This is a genomic window from Vibrio azureus (genome assembly GCF_002849855.1).
GTDB lineage: Bacteria > Pseudomonadota > Gammaproteobacteria > Enterobacterales > Vibrionaceae > Vibrio > Vibrio azureus.
Map to the genome: position 1 here is coordinate 1,496,602 of NZ_CP018616.1, position 19,071 is coordinate 1,515,672.

Below are 19,071 nucleotides of genomic sequence, written 5' to 3' on the forward strand. Positions count from 1 at the left end.
GTTGCTTTATGATGATATGCTAATTTCGTCATGTCACCTTGAAATGAACTTTGGACTAAGCTAAGAACTCAAAGTTTTACTAATACGCTCATTTTTCAGAATAAAAGTGTTCTAATTCTGTACGATACTCGTCGCTGGGTACAAATTCATAAAAACAAAGCTTGAAGTGTGAAGCCTTAAGCAGTAACGTGACGCGAATTTTCTCAATAAACTCAACATTGCTAAGGTAAAGGTTTTGATTTCCACAGCGAATATTACTCAACAATTTGGCGCAAAGCCGCTATTTGAAAACATCTCAGTCAAGTTCGGAGAGGGCAATCGCTACGGCTTAATTGGAGCGAACGGTTGTGGTAAATCCACCTTTATGAAAATACTCAGTGGTGAGCTTGATCCAAGCGGTGGTAACGTGAGCTACGACCCGAACGAGCGTGTTGCCAAACTTAATCAGGATCAATTCGCTTATGAAGAATATACCGTTATCGATACGGTTATCATGGGTCATAAAGAGCTTTGGCAAGTAAAGCAGGAACGCGACCGTATTTACTCTCTTGCTGAAATGAGCGAAGAAGATGGCATGAAGGTTGCCGATCTTGAAGTGCAATTCGCAGAAATGGATGGCTACATGGCAGAAGCGAAAGCAGGTGAACTATTACTTGCTGTCGGTATCCCGCTGGAGCAACACTTTGGTTTGATGAGTGAAGTGGCACCGGGCTGGAAACTGCGTGTCCTTCTTGCACAGGTACTATTTGCTGACCCAGATATCATGCTACTTGATGAACCAACCAACAACTTGGACATGGATACGATTCATTGGTTGGAAGAAACGCTTAACGCGCGTAACTGTACAATGATCATTATTTCGCACGATCGCCACTTCTTAAACTCAGTATGTACTCATATGGCTGACTTAGATTATGGTGAGTTACGTGTGTATCCAGGTAACTACGACGAGTATATGACCGCTGCATCTCAAGCTCGTGAGCGTTTACTCAATGATAATGCGAAGAAGAAAGCACAAATCGCTGAATTACAAACGTTCGTTGCTCGTTTCTCAGCGAACGCATCTAAAGCGAAACAAGCTACCTCGCGTGCAAAACAAATTGATAAGATCAAACTGGATGAAGTCAAAGCCTCAAGCCGTCAAAGCCCATTTATTCGCTTCGAGCAATCGAAAGAGCTTTTCCGTAATGCATTGGTGGTTGAAAATCTGACTCAAGGCTTTGAGGACGATTTATTCAGTGATTTTAGTGCGATTTTTGAAGTTGGTGAACGTGTTGCCATCATCGGTGAAAACGGTGTCGGTAAAACAACATTCTTAAATACTTTGGCTGGTGAACTAGAGCCTCGTAACGGTGAATTTAAGTGGTCGGAAAATGCTAACATCGGCTACTATGCTCAAGATCATGCGCATGACTTTTCACAAGACCTTAACCTTACAGAATGGATGGGGCAATGGAGACAAGAAGGCGATGATGAGCAAGCTGTCCGTGGATTTTTAGGTCGCATGTTATTTGGTCAAGACGATATTAAAAAATCGGTCAAAGTATTGTCTGGTGGAGAGCAGGGTAGAATGCTGCTTGGTAAGCTGATGATGCACAAACCTAACATGTTGTTAATGGATGAACCGACTAACCACATGGATATGGAGTCGATTGAGGCATTGAATACGGCGCTTGAACAATACAAAGGGACCTTATTCTTTGTTTCTCATGACCGTGTTTTTGTTGACTCTTTGGCGACTCGAATTATCGAAATTCGTGATGGTAAAATTACCGATTTCAAAGGCACTTACGACGAGTTTTTGAAGACAAGAGATGCCTAGTTAAGTATAAAGGGAAGCATGTTGCTTCCCTTTTTACGACATCGTATTTTTTGATAACATCGTACTCAAGTGAAGACGGGTCTCACAAGCCTAATAACGAAATTGAGTCACAATAGCATCCAATTTGAGACTAACCTGGCTGACTTGTTTTGTACAAGTGACAGAGCTTTGGATCTCTCGATGGGTATCGTTGGCAAGAGATGATATTTGTGTAACATTCCGGTCAATATCTCCAGACACCACAGACTGTTGTTCTGATGCTGTTGCGATTTGTGCATTAAGGTCAAATAAATCCTCAATTTGTTGGTTCATGCTGTCAATTGCACTTACCACTTGTTTTGTCTCTTGCTGCGTAGCTTCTGCTTGTGACTGACTCTCCGACATCAAGCTGACTGTTCGATGAACCTGATCAGTGAGGTTACTGATGGTTGTTTCAATCTGTCGAGTAGACTGATCTGTTTTCATGGATAGATCCCGAACTTCATCAGCAACGACCGCAAAGCCTCGGCCATATTCTCCTGCTCGTGCTGCTTCGATAGCCGCATTAAGCGCGAGTAAATTTGTTTGCTCTGCTATAGTTTGAATGGTCGAAATAACGGAGTTTATCTCTCGACTTTGTTCCTCAAGCTGTTGGATAAGCTCCTGTGAGTTTATAATATTTGAGGCAAGAGAGTGCATGCTATCACTCGCTTGATGTGTGATTTTTAATGCGCAATGGGAAGCTTCTTTAATTTCAGAAGTATGTGAGGCAGCATATTCAATATTGCGTGTTATCTCATTACTTGTTTCAACCAACTCATTAATTGCTGTTGCCACTGATTCTGACTCTATTTTCTGTTGCTCTGCATTTTTAATGCTGTTTTCGGCTGCGTGTTCACTTTCCGACGAGCTGTTTAACAGTACTTCTTTGACCGACGCCGCTTCTTTTATTAGACCATGAACTTTATCAATGAATTGATCGAAGGAACGCCCTAATTGAGCCAGTTCATCATTGCCTTTAGGATTCATCCGCAGAGTAAGGTCACCATTGCCATTAGCGATTTCTTGCATCATGGTATTAATCGCTCTAATTCTGAGTATGATACTGCGTCCAATGAAAGCGAGAAGCACGGATATAGTAATTGCAATTAAGGCACCAAATAAATGGAGCTGGTTTTTCACATTATTTGAAGCGTCTAATATTGCGGTTTCAATTTCATCTTGTAACGAAAGAATCTCTTGTTCTGTTTGATGAACCGTTTGGCGAAGTTTACCTCTCAACCCTTCATCAGGCGTCATTCCTAACACCTGATAAGCTTGAAATACTTGCGCTAAATCATCCTGATATTGCTGAATAGACGCTTTTAACTGTGTTTGCTGGGGATAGGTTGTTTGAAATTTAGCGAGTTCGTTCAATAAAGCTTGTTGATGATGTTGAGTTGGAATGGCTTGGTAGGTTAAATCATGTTCCATTAACGATGAAAAATCGACCTTCGCTTGCAACTCATTAAGCTGAATAATGTCTTGCTTAAGTTGTTGGCGAGCTTGAGTTAATTGCTGAATTAATGAGTCACTCGATGTGGGTGAGTCAAGCAACTGTATTTGAGCAACCAAATCGGTAAACATCACTCTATATTGATTGAGAGTTGAACTGATAAGGTCGATCTGCCCGTCAAATTGAAGCCCATGCTCGTGTAAGCGTTTGTCCAGTGCGGTAAGCCTGTTCGAAAGGACTGCGAATGTCTCATCAAAGCGCGTTTTGTATTTTAAGTTATGGCGTGAGATAAAATCTTTTTCAAATCGACGAAGGTTAAGAAGATCAACTTCGGCTGCGGTATTTTGAACGGAAGCAACCTCAAGTTCATGTAAATTATTCAGGCTTATTTGTTCAAAGGCACCATAAAACAATATTCCGACAATTAATATAGCATTGATTAATATGAATTTAGTACGGATACTAAATTGGTTAAAAATGTGGCTTGGACTCGGAGACCCTAACATAGACATACTCCTAACTAATGACGTTTAATGTGTTTGCACTACGAGAACAATTAAGTGTTCGCAACACAAATAAGCTGGGAGCGATACATCGCCGCTCACAAGCAATTTAATAGCACATAAACTATTGTCAATTTAGTCAGTTTTTGCAACTTTGTAAGCAAAGATTCATCTGCCTTACTGATTAATTGGGTATGCATCAAATTATTGTTATGAATTGTTGAAGTGGATAGGCTTTTTACCTAACCAACTAGTTATTGCATCCAGCATTGTTTGCTTATTGGCTGGCTTGGCAAGAAAATCATCCATGCCGACTTCATGACATTTTTGTCGGTCCTCAAAACTTACATTAGCAGTCATGGCTAAAATAGGCAGAGTTCGACCATGTTCATTTAAGTCACGAATTGCTTCACAAGCAGAAAAACCATCCATCTCGGGCATTTGTAGATCCATAAGAATAAGGTGAAATGGGTTACGCTTCATCGCTGCAATTGCTTCGATGCCATTATCAGCAGTGGTGACTTTAAAACCAGCATGCTCCAGAATGGTTCGAGCAACGAGTTGATTAGCCATATTATCTTCCACTAACAAGATATGTATATTGTTACTGTCAATTCTTTCGCTTAAAGGCAGTTTGCTGTCTTTATGAACCACTTTTTCTTTCATTTGACATGGGATGATAACCGTAAACTCGCTCCCTTTATTCAGTTCACTATCGATTGCGATAGTACCTTCCAGTAGTTCAACCAGTCGTTTTGTGATCGTCAATCCCATACCGACGCCAGAATAGTGTCGTGTAAAGGTGGCATCTTTTTGCTTAAAGGGTTGAAAAATTAGCTCTGTATCAGCAGATTCTAAGCCGATACCTGTGTCAGTTACTTGAATACACAGACCATTTGGGAAATGATGATTTAAAGTCAGTGACACTTCACCCGTGTGAGTAAACTTAATCGCATTATCCAGTAAATTTGTAATGATTTGAGATAATTTACCTTCGTCAGTATGGGCGACAGACAGCTGCCCTAACTGATTGTTAAAGTTCAAGGTGAGATCTTTCTTACAGCACTCTTTAAGCATGGAAAAAGTCTGATGACCAAGCTCGGCAACATCAAAATCTTTTTTATCGATGACTAACTTCCCAAGATCCATTTTAGAAAAGTCCAAAATATCATTCAGTTGCTTCAAAAGTAAATGTGCTGCTTCATCTGCCATATTATTAATTTCTTTGCAGTGAGCTGGAAGAGGTTCTTCTTTAATCAGATCAATGGCACCGATAATGGCATTCATGGGCGTACGAATTTCATGGCTCATCGTGGCGATAAACTGAGACTTTGCAATATTAGCTGCATCTGCTTCTCTCTTTGCATTTTCTAATTGCTGCTCACGAGTTTTGAGTTTATACAGGTGCTCTTCTAATTGTTCAACGCCGTATTCTAAGCGGGTTACCTCATCAACATTGATGGTGCTTTTATCGCCTTTCCTAGAGTAGATATGTATAAGTTTTTGGTTAATTCTTGAAAGGGGGGAAAAAATCATCCATTGAGAGATTAAATAAATAAGAAAACTCAGCGAGAGCAGGGTAAGAGCAGTATAGAAACGCATCTGTTCAACATGCATATTAATGTCTGCCATCATTTGTTTTTTACTCATGGAAATCTGCATACTGCCTATAGACGACACACCAGAGTCAATAGAATTAGAAAAATTGAGTGCCATTGGATTGTTATCATGAGGCTTATCACCCCATTTACCGACTTGTTCTCCATAGTTATCAAGAATCGACACATAACATAAATCTGGGTAGTGCTTGGCCATTAAGGCGAGCTTCTCATTTAACGGTTGTGAGCGGTGAGAGGCAACATCAGGGGAGAGAGCGGCAGTGATCGCTTGAAAGTTCGCTTTGATTTGTGCATCCATTCGATCTGATAAATACTTGGTTTCAAAGGTTCGTACGACTTCACCAACAACGAAGCTCAAACTGACGGTTAATGCTAATACACTGGCCAAGTACTTAAACCAAATGGGTAAACGCTTCATATTCCATCTCCTAATAACAGCAGCTATTCTTAATTTGAGCTTCAAATTGAGATTAAATATCAAATTGAATTTCAAAATGAGAATAAAATGCTTTATCTAAAAAGCAATAAAAAGCAGTGCAGGAAACTTGCCAGCTTAGATGTTTCATTGATTAGTCACGGGATATCTTGCAATATAAAAATCAAACTTAGACTATGGTCTAATGTATATTACTACTTCTGTCATCTGTTCAATGTTAAAATTTACCAAAAACTAAGGATGGCTTATGAATTTTCCATATAGAAATATTGTAGTACTGACAGGGGCCGGTATATCTGCAGAATCAGGAATCCAAACCTTCCGAGCACAGGATGGTCTGTGGGAAAATCATCACATCGAAGATGTTGCCACTCCTGAAGGGTTTGCTCGTGATCCACAAATGGTACAGCGTTTTTATGATCAGCGACGTGCTAAACTTCTTGAGGACGCGATAAAACCCAATCAAGCGCATTTATACCTCGGTCAATTAGAATCACAATTAGATGGAAAAGTAACCATTATCACTCAAAACATCGATAACCTTCATGAGCGTGGAGGCAGTCATCACATTATTCATATGCATGGGGAACTGTTAAAAGCGCGTTGCTGTGAGTCTGGTCAAGTATTCGAATGTAATGAAGACCTTGCTCCTGAGTCACTTTGCCATTGTTGCCAAATTCCTTCGCCACTGAGGCCCCATATTGTTTGGTTTGGTGAAATGCCGCTTCAGATGGGAGAGATATACGGCTTACTCGAAGAGGCCGATCTTTTTATTTCTATCGGTACATCAGGGCTTGTCTATCCCGCTGCGGGGTTTGTCCATGATGCGAAAATGCACGGTGCGCATACGATAGAAATTAATTTAGAACCTAGTGCCGTTGAAAGTGAGTTTGAGGAAAAACGCTACGGTAAAGCAAGTATCGAAGTACCTAAGCTGGTCAAAGAGTTACTCGGGCAGGGTTAACCCCATCGACGATAAAAACACATTAAAAAAGGCATTGAACGTTCAATGCCTTTTTTGAATAATCGGATTTCTTTTTAACTGTCCAGCTTCATAACCACTCAGTTTTATAGCGATTAAATTTATAACCATTAAGTTTTATAACTTATTCTGAACTATAGTTAATCACTAGAAATCAGATGATTATGGACGATCAGTTATCAACTTTCAGCTTTTGGAAGTACTCATCATAGAGAACGCTTGCCTCACCGACTTCGTCTTGCCACGTACCGCTGTCCATGACTTTTTGAGGAGGAAAGATACGCTCATCGTTAGCAAACTCTTTTGGTAATAGCTTGAGTGCACCTTTAACTGGAGTAGGGTAACCGATTTCAAGAGCAATTTTAGCCGCGTTCTCTGGGCGCAATAAAAAGTCGATCATCTTATGTGCAGCTTCTTTGTTCTTCGCCCCTGCAGGAATTGCTAAGCTGTCCATCCAAAAGATTGTGCCTTTTTCTGGCCAAATTACGTCAATATTTGCACCTTCTTGACGCGCCATGTAAGCAGACCCATTCCAAAGCATACCAAGAGAGACTTCTCCTGCTAAATAAGGGTTAGCTGGGAAGTCTGAATTAAACACCAAAACATTTGGCATCAGCTTCTTTAGTTCTTCGTAAGCCGCTTTAATCTCATCTGGGTTCGTGGTATTTGGTGAATAGCCAAGCTTTGTCAACGCCATATGGAAGACCTCACGAGAGTCATCCATTAGCATTAGTTGACCTTCCCACTTACTGTCCCAGAAATCATCCCATTTAGAAATGGACGATTTGTCTAGCATGTCTGAATTGATACCAATGCCTGTCGCGCCCCAGATATAAGGAATAGAGTAGCTGTTATTTGGATCAAAAGGTTTATTCAGATAGTTTGTATCCAACTCAGAAAAATGGGGTAGCTTCTCTTTGTCGATTTCTTGCAACATGCCTTCTTTACGCATTTTGGATACAAAATAGGTAGACGGTACTACCAAATCATAACCACTGCCCTGAGTTTTCAATTTTGCGTACATACTCTCATTGGACTCATAAGTAGAGTAGATAACTTTGATCCCAGTTTCCTTCGTAAAATCCTCAAGAACCTCGTTGGGAATGTATTCTGACCAGTTGTAAAAATACAGTTCTTGATCGGCAGCCATTGCAGGGGTAGCGATAAGCGTCGCTGCACACAGTGCGCTTGCGTAGAATTTACTTTTCATTTTCTTTCCGTTTTGTCTAACAAAATACACGTCAATATTAGTCGTTGATAAGGACATGTTCCAAGTTGCAATCAGCGTCATACTGTTTACTTAATACTGTTTTTTCAACGTTCACAGGATGAATCCTATACCCAAGAAGTCTCAAGTTGCTGGGATCTATCGGTAAGCAGCAGACGATGCCGAATTATATCAGTCAATAAAAAAAATAGGCAGAATTTACTCTGCCTATTTTGTACTTAATGATAAAGATCCTGATTCATCGTGTTAATGATCCTATTGACCCGCTTTGAGTCGTAAGAAATATTCCTCATATTTCTCTGTCATATCACCAACCGCATCTTGCCATTCCACTCGATCCAAGTCTTCTTGGGATGGGAACAGTGGGGCGATGTCTTTGAATTTTTCATTAGAGGATTCAACAGCAGTCAGGTAACCCGTATCTTGAGAAATCTGCACTGCGATTTCTGGGCGAAGTAAAAAGTCGATCATTTTATGTGCTGCTTCGACATTTTTTGCGCCAGAAGAAATCGCAAAATTATCAACCCATCCAATTCCCCCTTCTTTAGGGAAAATAAGCTTTAAGTTCATATCTTCATTCTGAGCGGCAGCAGCACTACCATTCCAAAGCATACCAACGCCAACCTCACCAGACATATATGGCGCACCTGGATTGTCAGAGTTAAAGACCAGAACATTTGGCATTAACTTTTGTAGTTCTTTATATGCTTCATTAATTTCTTTGGGGTTAGCTGAATTACCTGAATAGCCCAGCTTGCGTAATGCGATATGGAATACCTCACGAGTATCGTCCATCAGCATAACCTGTCCCTCAAGCTCAGGCTTCCATAGATCTGCCCAACTTTGAAAATCATTAGGATCGTACATATCTGCGTTGACCGCTAAACCTGTAATCGCGACAACGTGTGGGATAGAGTAGTCGTTGTTCGGATCATAGGATTTATTCAGATAGTTTTTATCTAAGTTAGCAAAGTTTTTCAACTTAGATTTATCGATCTTTTGTAGCATGCCTTCATCACGCATCTTGGCAACAAAGTATGTCGAAGGGACGACTAAATCATAGCCTTTGTTATGTGTTTTGAGTTTTGCATACAACGTTTCATTAGACTCGTAAGTTGAATAGATTACTTTAATACCAGTTTCTTTTGTAAATCGTTCTAGGATATTACTATTGATGTAAGGCCCCCAGTTCATAAATACCAATTCTTTGTCATTTGCGGTCGCTGTTCCAGAGAACACTGAAAGCGCAAATGCACCACTAGCCAGTAAAGTAGCCCAATTTTTCATTTTGACTTAGCTCCAAACCAAGTGTGGTCCAACTGTGGTTGGACGATAGATGATAAGTAGAAGATTCTACAGCAGTGAATAAAAATAAAACAATGTATTACTTAACTTTTTCTTTAGCGAGTAGTTGCGATAAGATCACAAGAACCAAGGATACAATCAACATCAGCGTCGCGAGTGCATTGACTTCTGGTGAAATACCGACTTTTACCATTGAGTAAATCTTCAAAGGTAAAATTTCGTACGTAGGGCCAGTTACAAACGAACTAATGATCACATCATCTAATGACAAAGTGAAACTGAGTAACCATCCAGCAGCAACCGCAGGTTTTGCTAATGGCAGTATGATTTGCTTTAAGATTACCCATTCACTCGCTCCTAAATCTTTCGCGGCTTCCAGCATTTTGACATCAAAACCATTTAGGCGGCTGTAAACAGTAATCACAACAAATGGCAGACAAAAAGTAATATGAGCAATCAGCAAGGTAAAGAACCCAAGTTGTGCGCCTAAAACTAAAAATAGTGCCAGTAAAGAAATTGCCATGACGATATCAGGAGACATCATCACAACAAACAGCATGCCATTGACAGCGCTTTTGCCTTTAAAGGAGTATCGAAATAAGGCAACAGCGGTCAGGCTACCAATAATAGTTGCAGCCGTTGCAGAAAAAACGGCAACATTCAGTGAATGCCATGCAGCTTGCATCAAGCTATCGTTATGAACAAGGGTCTCATACCACTTAGTAGTGAAACCGCCCCATTTCATGCCAAATTTATTGGAGTTAAAAGAGTTTACGATCAAAACGACAATGGGCAGGTATAGAAAAGCATACACTAGCGCCATAAAGCTAAATCTAAACATACGTCCCATTAGTCTAGCTCCACTTTTTTATTCAACAGTTTTCCAGCTCGGTAGTAAGCGTATAGCATCACTGCCATTGCGAAGGTTAGGGCGATACTGGTGGCGGCACCAAAAGGCCAATCTCGTGCATTGAGTACTTGGCTTTTAATCACATTCCCAATCAATAGGTTCTTTGCTCCCCCTAGAAGGTCTGATATATAGAACATACCTAGAGCTGGAAGCAAGACTAATAAACAGCCACCGATGATGCCAGGCATCGTAAGCGGAAGAATGACCTTAAGTATTGTTTGGAACTTGCTTGCCCCTAAATCTTTTGCTGCTTCTATATATGTGTGATCCAACTTCTCGATCGCCGAATAAAGTGGCAAAATCATAAATGGAAGTAGGATATAGACAAGACCAATCATCACAGCTGTTTCTGTGTACATCAAGCGTAACGGCTTATCAATTATCTCCATAGCCATAAGAGATTTATTCAACACGCCTTGAGTACCTAGCACTATTTTCAAACCATAAGTACGAATTAAGGAGTTGGTCCAAAAAGGAACAATAACCAAAAACAGCATAAACGGACGCCATTTTTCTGGCATCTTGGCAACAAAGTAGGCAAATGGATACCCAATGATCAGACAACATACTGTTGCAATGATCGCCATATAGAAAGAGTGAATCAACACTTTTGCATATAGCGGATCGAGAAGACGTAGGTAGTTGCTTGAGGTAAAGGTTAAATCAATCAGGTTTGCTTCATCACGCGTTAAAAAGCTCGTAATTATAATCATTACGTTGGGAACGAGAACAAATAACGTTAACCAACCTACAATTAGAGCGATGATCGCATTCTGAAGATTAAGCTTCTTGCGTATCATTTAATACCACCTCCCAGCTCTCAACCCAAGTAATGGCAACTTTTTGGCCGAGTGAATGGTCGACATCTGGATCATCTTCGTTGAAAAACTCACTGACCATAACTCGCATACCAGAATCTAACTCAATGACGGAGTCCAGCGTCATACCTTTATAGGTTCGTTCTGTAACGTGTCCGACAATGCCTTTTTCTTCAGATTCTTTAATTTCTTCGATTCTCAAATCTTCTGGACGAAGGAGTACTTGGAACTTATCACCGGCTTGTGCTGGCTTGTTGTAGTAGACAACAGAGTCAACGCCTTCAATTTCTGCTCGAATACGATTTTCGTCAATGCGCTCGATCATTGTGGCATTAAATACGTTAATTTCACCGATGAAACGAGCAACAAACAAGTTCTTCGGCTCTTCATAGATTTCACGAGGTGAACCATCTTGCTCAATAACGCCATCACGCATCACGATAATACGGTCAGACATCGAGAGCGCTTCTTCTTGATCATGTGTGACAAAGATAAAAGTGATGCCAAGTTGACGCTGTAATTGTTTGAGCTCAATTTGCATTTGCTTACGTAACTTATAGTCAAGTGCAGAGAGAGATTCATCGAGCAGTAATACTTTTGGCTTATTCACGACAGCTCGTGCAATCGCAATACGCTGCTGTTGACCACCTGAAAGCTGGTGTGGTTTACGGTGAGCCATTTTCTCAAGACGAACCATTCGCAGTGATTCCATCACTCTTGGCTCGATTTCAGAAGCGGGCGTTTTTTGCATGCGCAGACCAAAAGCCACGTTATCAAAAACGGTCATATGCGGAAAAAGCGCATAACTCTGGAAAACAGTATTGACGTGCCTCTGCTCAGCAGGAACCTGGGTTACATCTTGTTCACCGATAGTGATTTGGCCAAGGTCTGCAGTTTCAAAGCCCGCAATCATGCGTAACACTGTCGTCTTACCACACCCTGATGGACCAAGAATGGTCAGAAACTCACCATGATTAACATCCAGATTTAAATTACCGATGATTTCTTTACCATCGAAACTCTTACTTATACCAGATAGACGAACTACTGGCTTTCCTGCTTGCTGTTTAGCGTTCAACGTCTGTATTTCTCCCAGATCTTTATTGGGTTTGCACCAAATGAGATGACAAATGTCAGTCAGTTTGAGGCGCGCATCATAATCACCAAAATGGTGAATTCAAAGCATTTTCTTATCTTGAAACAGAAAAATTTTTGCAGCATCAAGTAAAGTTTTCTTACTATGTTGTTTTTCCGGCGTATTTACCGTTTACACTGCATCATGACAACTGAGTGAGATATTATAAATCTTTCAATTACATAGACTTTGAAATGATTAATTATCAACCAAAAGACAGATATTGCAAGTCGTAGTTTGAGTAAGGTTTTAGACATAGCAAAGATTTGATTTATAATGGTGCCTTTGTGATTTCACAAGATGATCGTGTCACTGAGCAAGTTAAACTTGGATTAAGTATGAACAACAATTTTGAAAAAAAAGTGAATGTTGGAGGAAGTGTCGAACGAGCGCTTTCTGGTAACTATGAATTAAAAGCAGCAGAGATCCTTAGTGAAGCTTGGCGTCTAACAATGAAGCAGTTTTGGTCTTTTACTCCGGCGATGATTATTTTATTGGTCGTTCAGATGGGTATTTTCTTCATAGCTTTACAACTGCAGCTCGGTGATCTAGAAACACTTATGCTTTCACTAGAAGATAACGGATTCTTTGACACAAGAGTGATTCAAGCGTTCTATATTGCCTCTTTTAGTTATGAAGTGATTGGTGCTCCAATTGCTGCAGGTATTAGCCTTATGGCGATGAGCCATGCGGTTGGTTTTAATACAAAGCTCCAGCACATTGGCAAAGGTTTACAGTTTACAGTACCAGTGATTATTGCGACTGCATTTGGCATTGCAATACAATATGTCGCAGGTCTTATTATACCCTTCATCTCTCTCTATCTAGGTATGGCATTCAGTCAAAGTATTCTTCTGATATGTGACAAACGTATTCCGCCAATGCGTTCTTTATTAGTCTCCTTTTTAGCCGTAAATAAGAAGATATTCGTCATTTCAGGGCTATACCTTTTGGTGATATTCATGTTTTTCATTGCAACGATTTTCTATGGAATCGGTTTAATCTTAGTCTTGCCATTCTTCTTCCATTTAAAAGGTATCCTTTATCGCGAAATGTTTGGGATCCAAGTCCAAATTATTGCAACAGACGGCACGGATAATGACGATAGCGATGATAATGACGGAGACAAAGACAACAAAACTCAGGTATTTGATGCTTAACACCGCCATGTTGAATTCATTGACTTATAAATTAAAATGGTTAGCTCTTAGGATAGCGGCATTTGTCGCTGTTCTTATCTTTATTTCGGTAGGGCCTTATCAATTTTATCATCGAGAAGATCCGTCCTTGTTTGATTTTTCTCAGGAGGCTCCACCTTCAAGTCATCATTTGCCTGATTTCGCAGCAATAGAAAACACCGGGTTGAAGAAAGCCGCGTTCTTTGACTTCCTTAGACCTAAAGTTGAACAGGAAAATCAGCGCATTCTCAAAGAGCGTGCGTTTTTAATCAGTATTGATGTGACTCAAATTTCATCAACTCAAATCGAAAAGGCACAAGTCCTAGCAGAGTCTTACCTTTTGCCATTGAAGGAAGACACCGTTTCATCAGAATGGCTTAATGAAATGCTAAAACGAGTCAATGTATTACCCGAAGCCCTTGTGTTAACTCAGGCCGCGAATGAATCAGCTTGGGGAACGTCTCGTTTTGCTGTTGAAGCGAATAACCTATTTGGACACTGGTGCTATACCAAAGGTTGTGGCATCGTTCCAAAACAACGTGGGGCAGGGAAAACACATGAAGTTGAAAAGTTTCCCTCGGTTGATGATGCCGTCAATCGTTACTTTATGAATGTGAATCGCAACAAAGCTTATGCCCCTTTACGTGACGTGCGTTTTCTGCTTGATGCTCAGGAGCAAGATTTACTTTCAACCGAATCAGCACTTGCATTGGCCGAGGGGCTGAGTGCCTATTCTGAACGTGGTGAGGACTATGTAAATGATCTACGTTCGATGATTCACCATAACCAGACATATTGGAAAAAGTAACTATCTAAAAAATTATAGGAATGGATATCCATGAAAAAGATTTTTCTGGCAGTGAGCAGCGCCTGTCTGTTGCTCGCCTCACCAATGACGTGGTCACAGGAATACATGTTCACGTACTCTAAACTTTATTCTCAATTAAAAAATAACTTAACAGACGGGCACCATGACGTCAGAGTCGGTATTTTCTTTGTTAATGGTCAAACCAAGCAATTGTGTGACATCGAAAAAGCGTGGATGGAAAAGGAGGAACATTACGAAGAGTTTGTCATTCCAGCATCGAAAGAACTACCTGTCCCACTCGATGAAAACCTAAAATCTGCGAATCCTTTGGTTTTTGTTCAGACGCCTGAAAGTGAGCGTTGTGATTATTCGTTAGTTGTTATGACTAAAGATAAGTTACAGGGTAACGTTGCTTATGAGGAAATCTCCTATTTGCTTCCACAAATGCAATCTCTTTTAGAAGATTTAGGGGGAACATTTGCTAGCTGGTTCACACCAACTGTTGAGGGCGTAACCCTTGAGTTTGCGCAAGGCCTGAATAGTCATTTGATATTTTCTAATGGAACAACAAAATCGATTACAAATGGTAAGGTTCAAATTTCACTTGATGAAATAGGCGAGGGAGAGTCGATTACTTTACCTCAGGCGACAACTCGTGTTTTGCCATATCTCCCCAATGCTAAAAAATCGTAGTTCTTACATTGTTAATGCCGCAATTGTTAATGCTGCAATTGTTAATACCGCAGTGTGGCCTATAAATCGCTTTAATTGCCCACATAAACGTCATTTCTTTCCCTAAGGCAAAGACAATCATTTAATCCTGCTCAAAAAGTCCGTATAATCCCCGGCCCAAAGTAACCCCTTTTAGGAAGTCCTACTGTCGTATATTCGACAATGTGAGAGCCCAAATGAATCAAACAGATACAAGAAAAGAAACCCTAGAATTCAACAAGCTTCAAAAACGTCTACGAAGACATGTTGGAAATGCCATTACCGATTACAACATGATCGAAGAAGGTGATGTAGTAATGGCGTGTATTAGTGGTGGTAAAGACTCATTTGCGATGCTCGATATCCTACTGAACCTCCAAAAAGCGGCACCGATCAAGTTTGACGTTGTTGCGGTTAACCTTGACCAAAAGCAGCCAGGATTTCCAGAGCATATTTTGCCTGATTATTTCGAGACTCTAGATATTCCTTATTACATCGTTGATAAAGATACCTACTCAGTGGTTAAAGAAAAAATCCCAGAAGGTAAAACGACCTGTGGTCTGTGTTCTCGTTTGCGCCGTGGTACTTTATATTCGTTTGCAGAGAAAATTGGTGCGACAAAGCTGGCACTTGGCCACCATATGGATGACATTGTAGAAACGATGTTCCTCAATATGTTCCACGGCTCACGACTCAAGGCTATGCCACCTAAGCTACGTTCAGACGATGGCCGCAATGTTGTTATCCGTCCATTAACTTATTGTCGTGAAAAAGACCTGATTAAGTATGCAGAGCATAAAGCATTCCCGATCATCCCTTGTAATCTTTGTGGGTCTCAAGAAAACTTACAACGTCAATCAATAAAAGCGATGTTAATTGACTGGGACAAAAAAACGCCAGGTCGTGTGGAAGCGATTTTTAAGTCGATTCAAAATGTCAGTCCAAGCCAATTGGCAGACCGAGAATTGTTTGATTTCGAGAATTTACCGCTTGATCGTGATGGAAGCAGAGACGAATATGAGTTCACTGAAGCTGTTGTTTCTTCGACCAATATTGATGAATCAATGTTTATCGACGTCACAAACATCTAAGACAGTTTAAAGTCGTTTACCAACTGAAAAAGCATCAGTTGAATGAAAGCACAAAAATAAAAAGGAGGCATCTGAAAGCCTCCTTTTTGCATGCTCATTTTGAATATTAATTGCTATTATTCAGCTTTAACAGTATGTGGCATTTAACGTCATGTTGCCGTCACTGGGTCTAATGGGCTGATATAACCTTCTGGTTTTAAGGCCAAAACATCACAGTTGATTTTATCGATAACGTGCTCCGCAGTATTACCAATAAAGACAGCGGACAAACCTGTTCGTCCAGTGGTTCCGAGAATAACCATTGCTGCGTCCAATTTCTTAGCCGCACTTGGAATGACGTCTTCCGGCAAGCCTTCTTCTACAATGGTATGTTCCTCATCAATGCAGTGTTTCTGCCTTAGCGCCTTCATCGATGTTAAATGGTGACCTCGAACCGCATCACTGTAGGTCGTTGGATCAAATTCTGGTAGCTCAATCGTAATATTTGCAGGCGTAACCGGGTATGCATTGACGAGGTAGGCTTGAGCGTCTAATCGTTTAGTGATCTCCAGAAGTCTGTCGACCATTTTGTCATTGAGGTCAATATGCGTTGGGTTTTCTGATCCCACATGAACGGAAGCTAAGATATTTGCATGCTGTGGCCAATCAGCATTTTTAATCAGTAAGACCGGAACAGGGCATTTTCGCAATAAATGCCAATCTGTCGGTGTAAAGATCACAGATTCTAAAACGGCATGCTTGCGAGTTCCTTTAATGACAATGTCATGTTTCCCTCCAAACACTTCTGCAATGATGGCTTCGTAGGGTCTGTTATGCCAAACAACGCAGACTTCAAAGTCAAAGCTATCGTTCTCTAGGTAAGGTTGTGCGATAGTTTTCATCCATTGCTCACGCTGGTGGATCACGCCACGGCGCATTGCATCTCTTTCATCAATGGAGAGCATTGATGTCATATCGTATGAGAAGTCATAGATAGCGAGAAAAAAGGTAATTTTGCTTCTTGAAACACTTTTTTGTGCTAATTGAACAGCTCTAGCCAGTGCAGGTTGCTCACCATTATTGATGTCTGCAACAACAAGAATATTACTGTATATACTCATAACTAAGCCCACTTATGTATGTAGAACCAAACAATGAAAATAAAGTAAATCAATACATTGGAATGCGTAAGATATGTTTTACTTTAGCCTAATTTACTGAATAATTTGAGTAATCTTAGCAAGATTTGGGGAGAAACATGATGTAGCTCATCTAGAGCTACATCATTTTACAGGAACTTATAAGCAGAGAAAGGGGAAACTATGATTTGCTCACACCCGCGAGATCCATCAAAGCATCATGATCTAATATCGTAATATACTTGCCCTTAACACTCAGAATACCTGACTTTTGAAAACGCCCAAGTAAGCGACTGATGGTTTCAACAGTGAGCCCTAGATAATTACCGATATCACCACGAGTCATAGTTAAACGAAATTCTCGTGGGCTGAAGCCGCGCTGAGAAAAGCGTGTGGATAGATTATATAAAAATGCACCTAGTCGTTCTTCTGCGTTCTTTTTCGAAAGCAGTAAGATCATTTCTTGATCGCCTTTAATTTCATTACTCATTAAGCGCATGATTTGTTGGCGAAGTTTAGGCATTTTTCCGGATAAATCGTCTAAGATTTCATATGGAATTTCGCAGACCATTGAGGTTTCGAGGGCTTGTGCAAAACTCGGATGCTCATCACCCGTAATAGCATCGAACCCAACAAGGTCGCCAGCTAAGTGAAAAGCCGTGATTTGTTCATCACCTTGTTCCGTTATTGTATAACTTTTGATCGTACCCGAACGGATTGCATACAAGGACTTCAGTTCGTCTCCTGCTTTGAAAAGCTCTTGGCCTTTTTGAATGGGCTTTTTACGCTCAATAATTTGGTCTAGCTGGTCAAGCTCAGACTCGTTGAGTGTAAACGGGATGCAAAGTTGGCTAATGCTACAATCTTGGCAATGAATTGCACAACTACCAGATTGAACACGTTTTGCTGCTGGCTTTTCAGAAATCATAACAACCTTTCACTGTTTGATATACATCAACATTTTATCATTGGGTATACTTTAAGGATAGCAAAAAAGATAATGAAAATGACATAAGTTTTATAGATACCTAAGTGACCTTTTAAGGTTACTTGATTATAGGCATCATATTGAGCATCCTCATCGCTCCCGCGGCAGTATACAGGGCATAGCTTATTAATATTAATGCAGAGATGTTTCTAAATATTACTGAGCGCTGAAGTTTGAGGAAATAAGAAGCACCATAGCCAACGGTTAACATCGCTGGCAAAGTACCCGCACCAAATGCAAGCATGATAAGACCACCATTAAAAGCACTGCCAGAAACCGCTGACCATGTAAGGGCTGAATAGACTAAGCCGCATGGTAACCAGCCCCAAACAAAACCAAACGGTATTGCGTGAAAAGCATGACGTAAAGGGAGAAAATGCCGTCCTATAGGCGATAAATATTTCCAAACATGCTGACCTATTTTTTCTACAATGATCAGGCCGTGCCACCATTTTGCAATGTACAGAGCAACCAGAATCATAAAAACTGAGGCGATCAGTCTGAGCCAGGCAAGTGGATGAGTCAGTCCTCCAAGTTGGACAAGAGTCGATAGACTTCCACCAATGAGAGCTCCGATGAAAACATAGCTGGAGAGACGACCAATATTGTAAAATAGCGGGATCGCTAAGGATGACTTGTTATCATTAGGACCGAGTGAAAGCATCGACGCGATGCCACCGCACATTCCCATACAATGGCCGGCACCAGCTAAACCAATCAGAAATGCACCAATAAAATCTGGAGTCATGGGGTAGAACTCTTATCAGATGGGCGGGATTTTTTAGACGTGTCCAAATGCTCTTCGTCATCTAATAAGATGTTGTGTCCCTGACGTTCAAGGTCTTCAAATTGATCACTCTTTACCGCCCATAAAAAAATAGCGATTGCGACACACACTAAGACGATCGCAATGGGAATTAAAATATATAAACTTTCCACAATCAG

17 protein-coding genes are annotated in these 19,071 nt (G+C 40.6%); 6 read left to right on the forward strand and 11 right to left on the reverse strand.

Annotated elements, in window-relative coordinates:
* Window positions 1-235 precede the first annotated feature (235 nt).
* Window positions 236-1,822, forward strand: coding sequence for an ABC-F family ATPase (locus BS333_RS06835; RefSeq protein WP_021708412.1), 1,587 nt, complete (start codon window positions 236-238; stop codon window positions 1,820-1,822).
* A gap of 90 nt (window positions 1,823-1,912) precedes the next feature.
* On the opposite strand, the gene BS333_RS06840 is transcribed toward BS333_RS06835, so the two are convergent.
* Both BS333_RS06840 and BS333_RS06845 read right to left on the reverse strand, forming a co-directional pair.
* The gene (locus BS333_RS06840) at window positions 1,913-3,802 is read right to left on the reverse strand and encodes a methyl-accepting chemotaxis protein (protein ID WP_021708411.1); all 1,890 of its coding nucleotides are present in this window, start codon (window positions 3,800-3,802) and stop codon (window positions 1,913-1,915) included.
* Window positions 3,803-4,009: 207 nt separating this feature from the next.
* Window positions 4,010-5,836, reverse strand: coding sequence for a response regulator (locus BS333_RS06845; RefSeq protein ID WP_021708410.1), 1,827 nt, complete (start codon window positions 5,834-5,836; stop codon window positions 4,010-4,012).
* A 265-nt stretch (window positions 5,837-6,101) separates the two neighbouring features.
* On the opposite strand from BS333_RS06845, the gene cobB reads away from it, so the two are divergent.
* Window positions 6,102-6,818, forward strand: coding sequence for a Sir2 family NAD+-dependent deacetylase (gene cobB, locus BS333_RS06850; RefSeq protein WP_021708408.1), 717 nt, complete (start codon window positions 6,102-6,104; stop codon window positions 6,816-6,818).
* A 190-nt stretch (window positions 6,819-7,008) separates the two neighbouring features.
* On the opposite strand, the gene BS333_RS06855 is transcribed toward cobB, so the two are convergent.
* The 5 genes from BS333_RS06855 to potA form a co-directional block, all read right to left on the reverse strand.
* Window positions 7,009-8,046 carry an extracellular solute-binding protein gene (locus tag BS333_RS06855; RefSeq protein WP_021708407.1) on the reverse strand — a complete coding sequence of 346 codons (1,038 nt, stop codon included), beginning with the start codon at window positions 8,044-8,046 and terminating at the stop codon, window positions 7,009-7,011.
* A gap of 273 nt (window positions 8,047-8,319) precedes the next feature.
* Window positions 8,320-9,351, reverse strand: coding sequence for an extracellular solute-binding protein (locus tag BS333_RS06860; RefSeq protein WP_021708406.1), 1,032 nt, complete (start codon window positions 9,349-9,351; stop codon window positions 8,320-8,322).
* Window positions 9,352-9,448: 97 nt separating this feature from the next.
* Window positions 9,449-10,219, reverse strand: coding sequence for a spermidine/putrescine ABC transporter permease PotC (gene potC / locus BS333_RS06865; RefSeq protein WP_021708405.1), 771 nt, complete (start codon window positions 10,217-10,219; stop codon window positions 9,449-9,451).
* Entirely contained in the window at window positions 10,219-11,079 is an 861-nt protein-coding gene (gene potB, locus BS333_RS06870; protein WP_021708404.1) for a spermidine/putrescine ABC transporter permease PotB, read from the reverse strand. The genes potC and potB overlap by 1 nt, the downstream gene beginning before the upstream one ends.
* Complete coding sequence (gene potA / locus BS333_RS06875) at window positions 11,060-12,193, reverse strand: spermidine/putrescine ABC transporter ATP-binding protein PotA (protein ID WP_033003292.1); 1,134 nt, start codon at window positions 12,191-12,193, stop codon at window positions 11,060-11,062. Before potA ends, potB begins: the two co-directional genes overlap by 20 nt.
* A gap of 377 nt (window positions 12,194-12,570) precedes the next feature.
* On the opposite strand from potA, the gene BS333_RS06880 reads away from it, so the two are divergent.
* From BS333_RS06880 to ttcA, 4 genes are all read left to right on the forward strand, one after another.
* Window positions 12,571-13,392, forward strand: coding sequence for a DUF2189 domain-containing protein (locus BS333_RS06880; RefSeq protein WP_033003307.1), 822 nt, complete (start codon window positions 12,571-12,573; stop codon window positions 13,390-13,392).
* Window positions 13,385-14,218 (forward strand): glucosaminidase domain-containing protein, encoded by an 834-nt coding sequence (locus BS333_RS06885; protein WP_021708401.1) that lies wholly within the window; start codon window positions 13,385-13,387, stop codon window positions 14,216-14,218. The genes BS333_RS06880 and BS333_RS06885 overlap by 8 nt, the downstream gene beginning before the upstream one ends.
* Window positions 14,219-14,248: 30 nt before the next feature.
* Window positions 14,249-14,911 carry a DUF2987 domain-containing protein gene (locus BS333_RS06890; RefSeq protein WP_033003289.1) on the forward strand — a complete coding sequence of 221 codons (663 nt, stop codon included), beginning with the start codon at window positions 14,249-14,251 and terminating at the stop codon, window positions 14,909-14,911.
* Window positions 14,912-15,126: 215 nt separating this feature from the next.
* Window positions 15,127-16,020, forward strand: a complete 894-nt coding sequence (gene ttcA, locus BS333_RS06895) for a tRNA 2-thiocytidine(32) synthetase TtcA (RefSeq protein ID WP_021708399.1) — start codon at window positions 15,127-15,129, stop codon at window positions 16,018-16,020.
* 149 nt (window positions 16,021-16,169) lie between these two features.
* On the opposite strand, the gene uspE is transcribed toward ttcA, so the two are convergent.
* The 4 genes from uspE to ccoS all read right to left on the reverse strand — a co-directional run bounded on the left by uspE (window position 16,170) and on the right by ccoS (window position 19,065).
* Complete coding sequence (gene uspE / locus BS333_RS06900) at window positions 16,170-17,120, reverse strand: universal stress protein UspE (protein WP_021708398.1); 951 nt, start codon at window positions 17,118-17,120, stop codon at window positions 16,170-16,172.
* 199 nt (window positions 17,121-17,319) lie between these two features.
* Window positions 17,320-18,066 carry an FNR family transcription factor gene (locus tag BS333_RS06905; RefSeq protein WP_021708397.1) on the reverse strand — a complete coding sequence of 249 codons (747 nt, stop codon included), beginning with the start codon at window positions 18,064-18,066 and terminating at the stop codon, window positions 17,320-17,322.
* Window positions 18,067-18,184: 118 nt separating this feature from the next.
* The gene (locus BS333_RS06910) at window positions 18,185-18,874 is read right to left on the reverse strand and encodes a sulfite exporter TauE/SafE family protein (protein ID WP_021708396.1); all 690 of its coding nucleotides are present in this window, start codon (window positions 18,872-18,874) and stop codon (window positions 18,185-18,187) included.
* Complete coding sequence (gene ccoS, locus BS333_RS06915; protein WP_021708395.1) at window positions 18,871-19,065, reverse strand: cbb3-type cytochrome oxidase assembly protein CcoS; 195 nt, start codon at window positions 19,063-19,065, stop codon at window positions 18,871-18,873. The genes BS333_RS06910 and ccoS overlap by 4 nt, the downstream gene beginning before the upstream one ends.
* Between the last annotated feature and the right edge of the window lie 6 nt (window positions 19,066-19,071).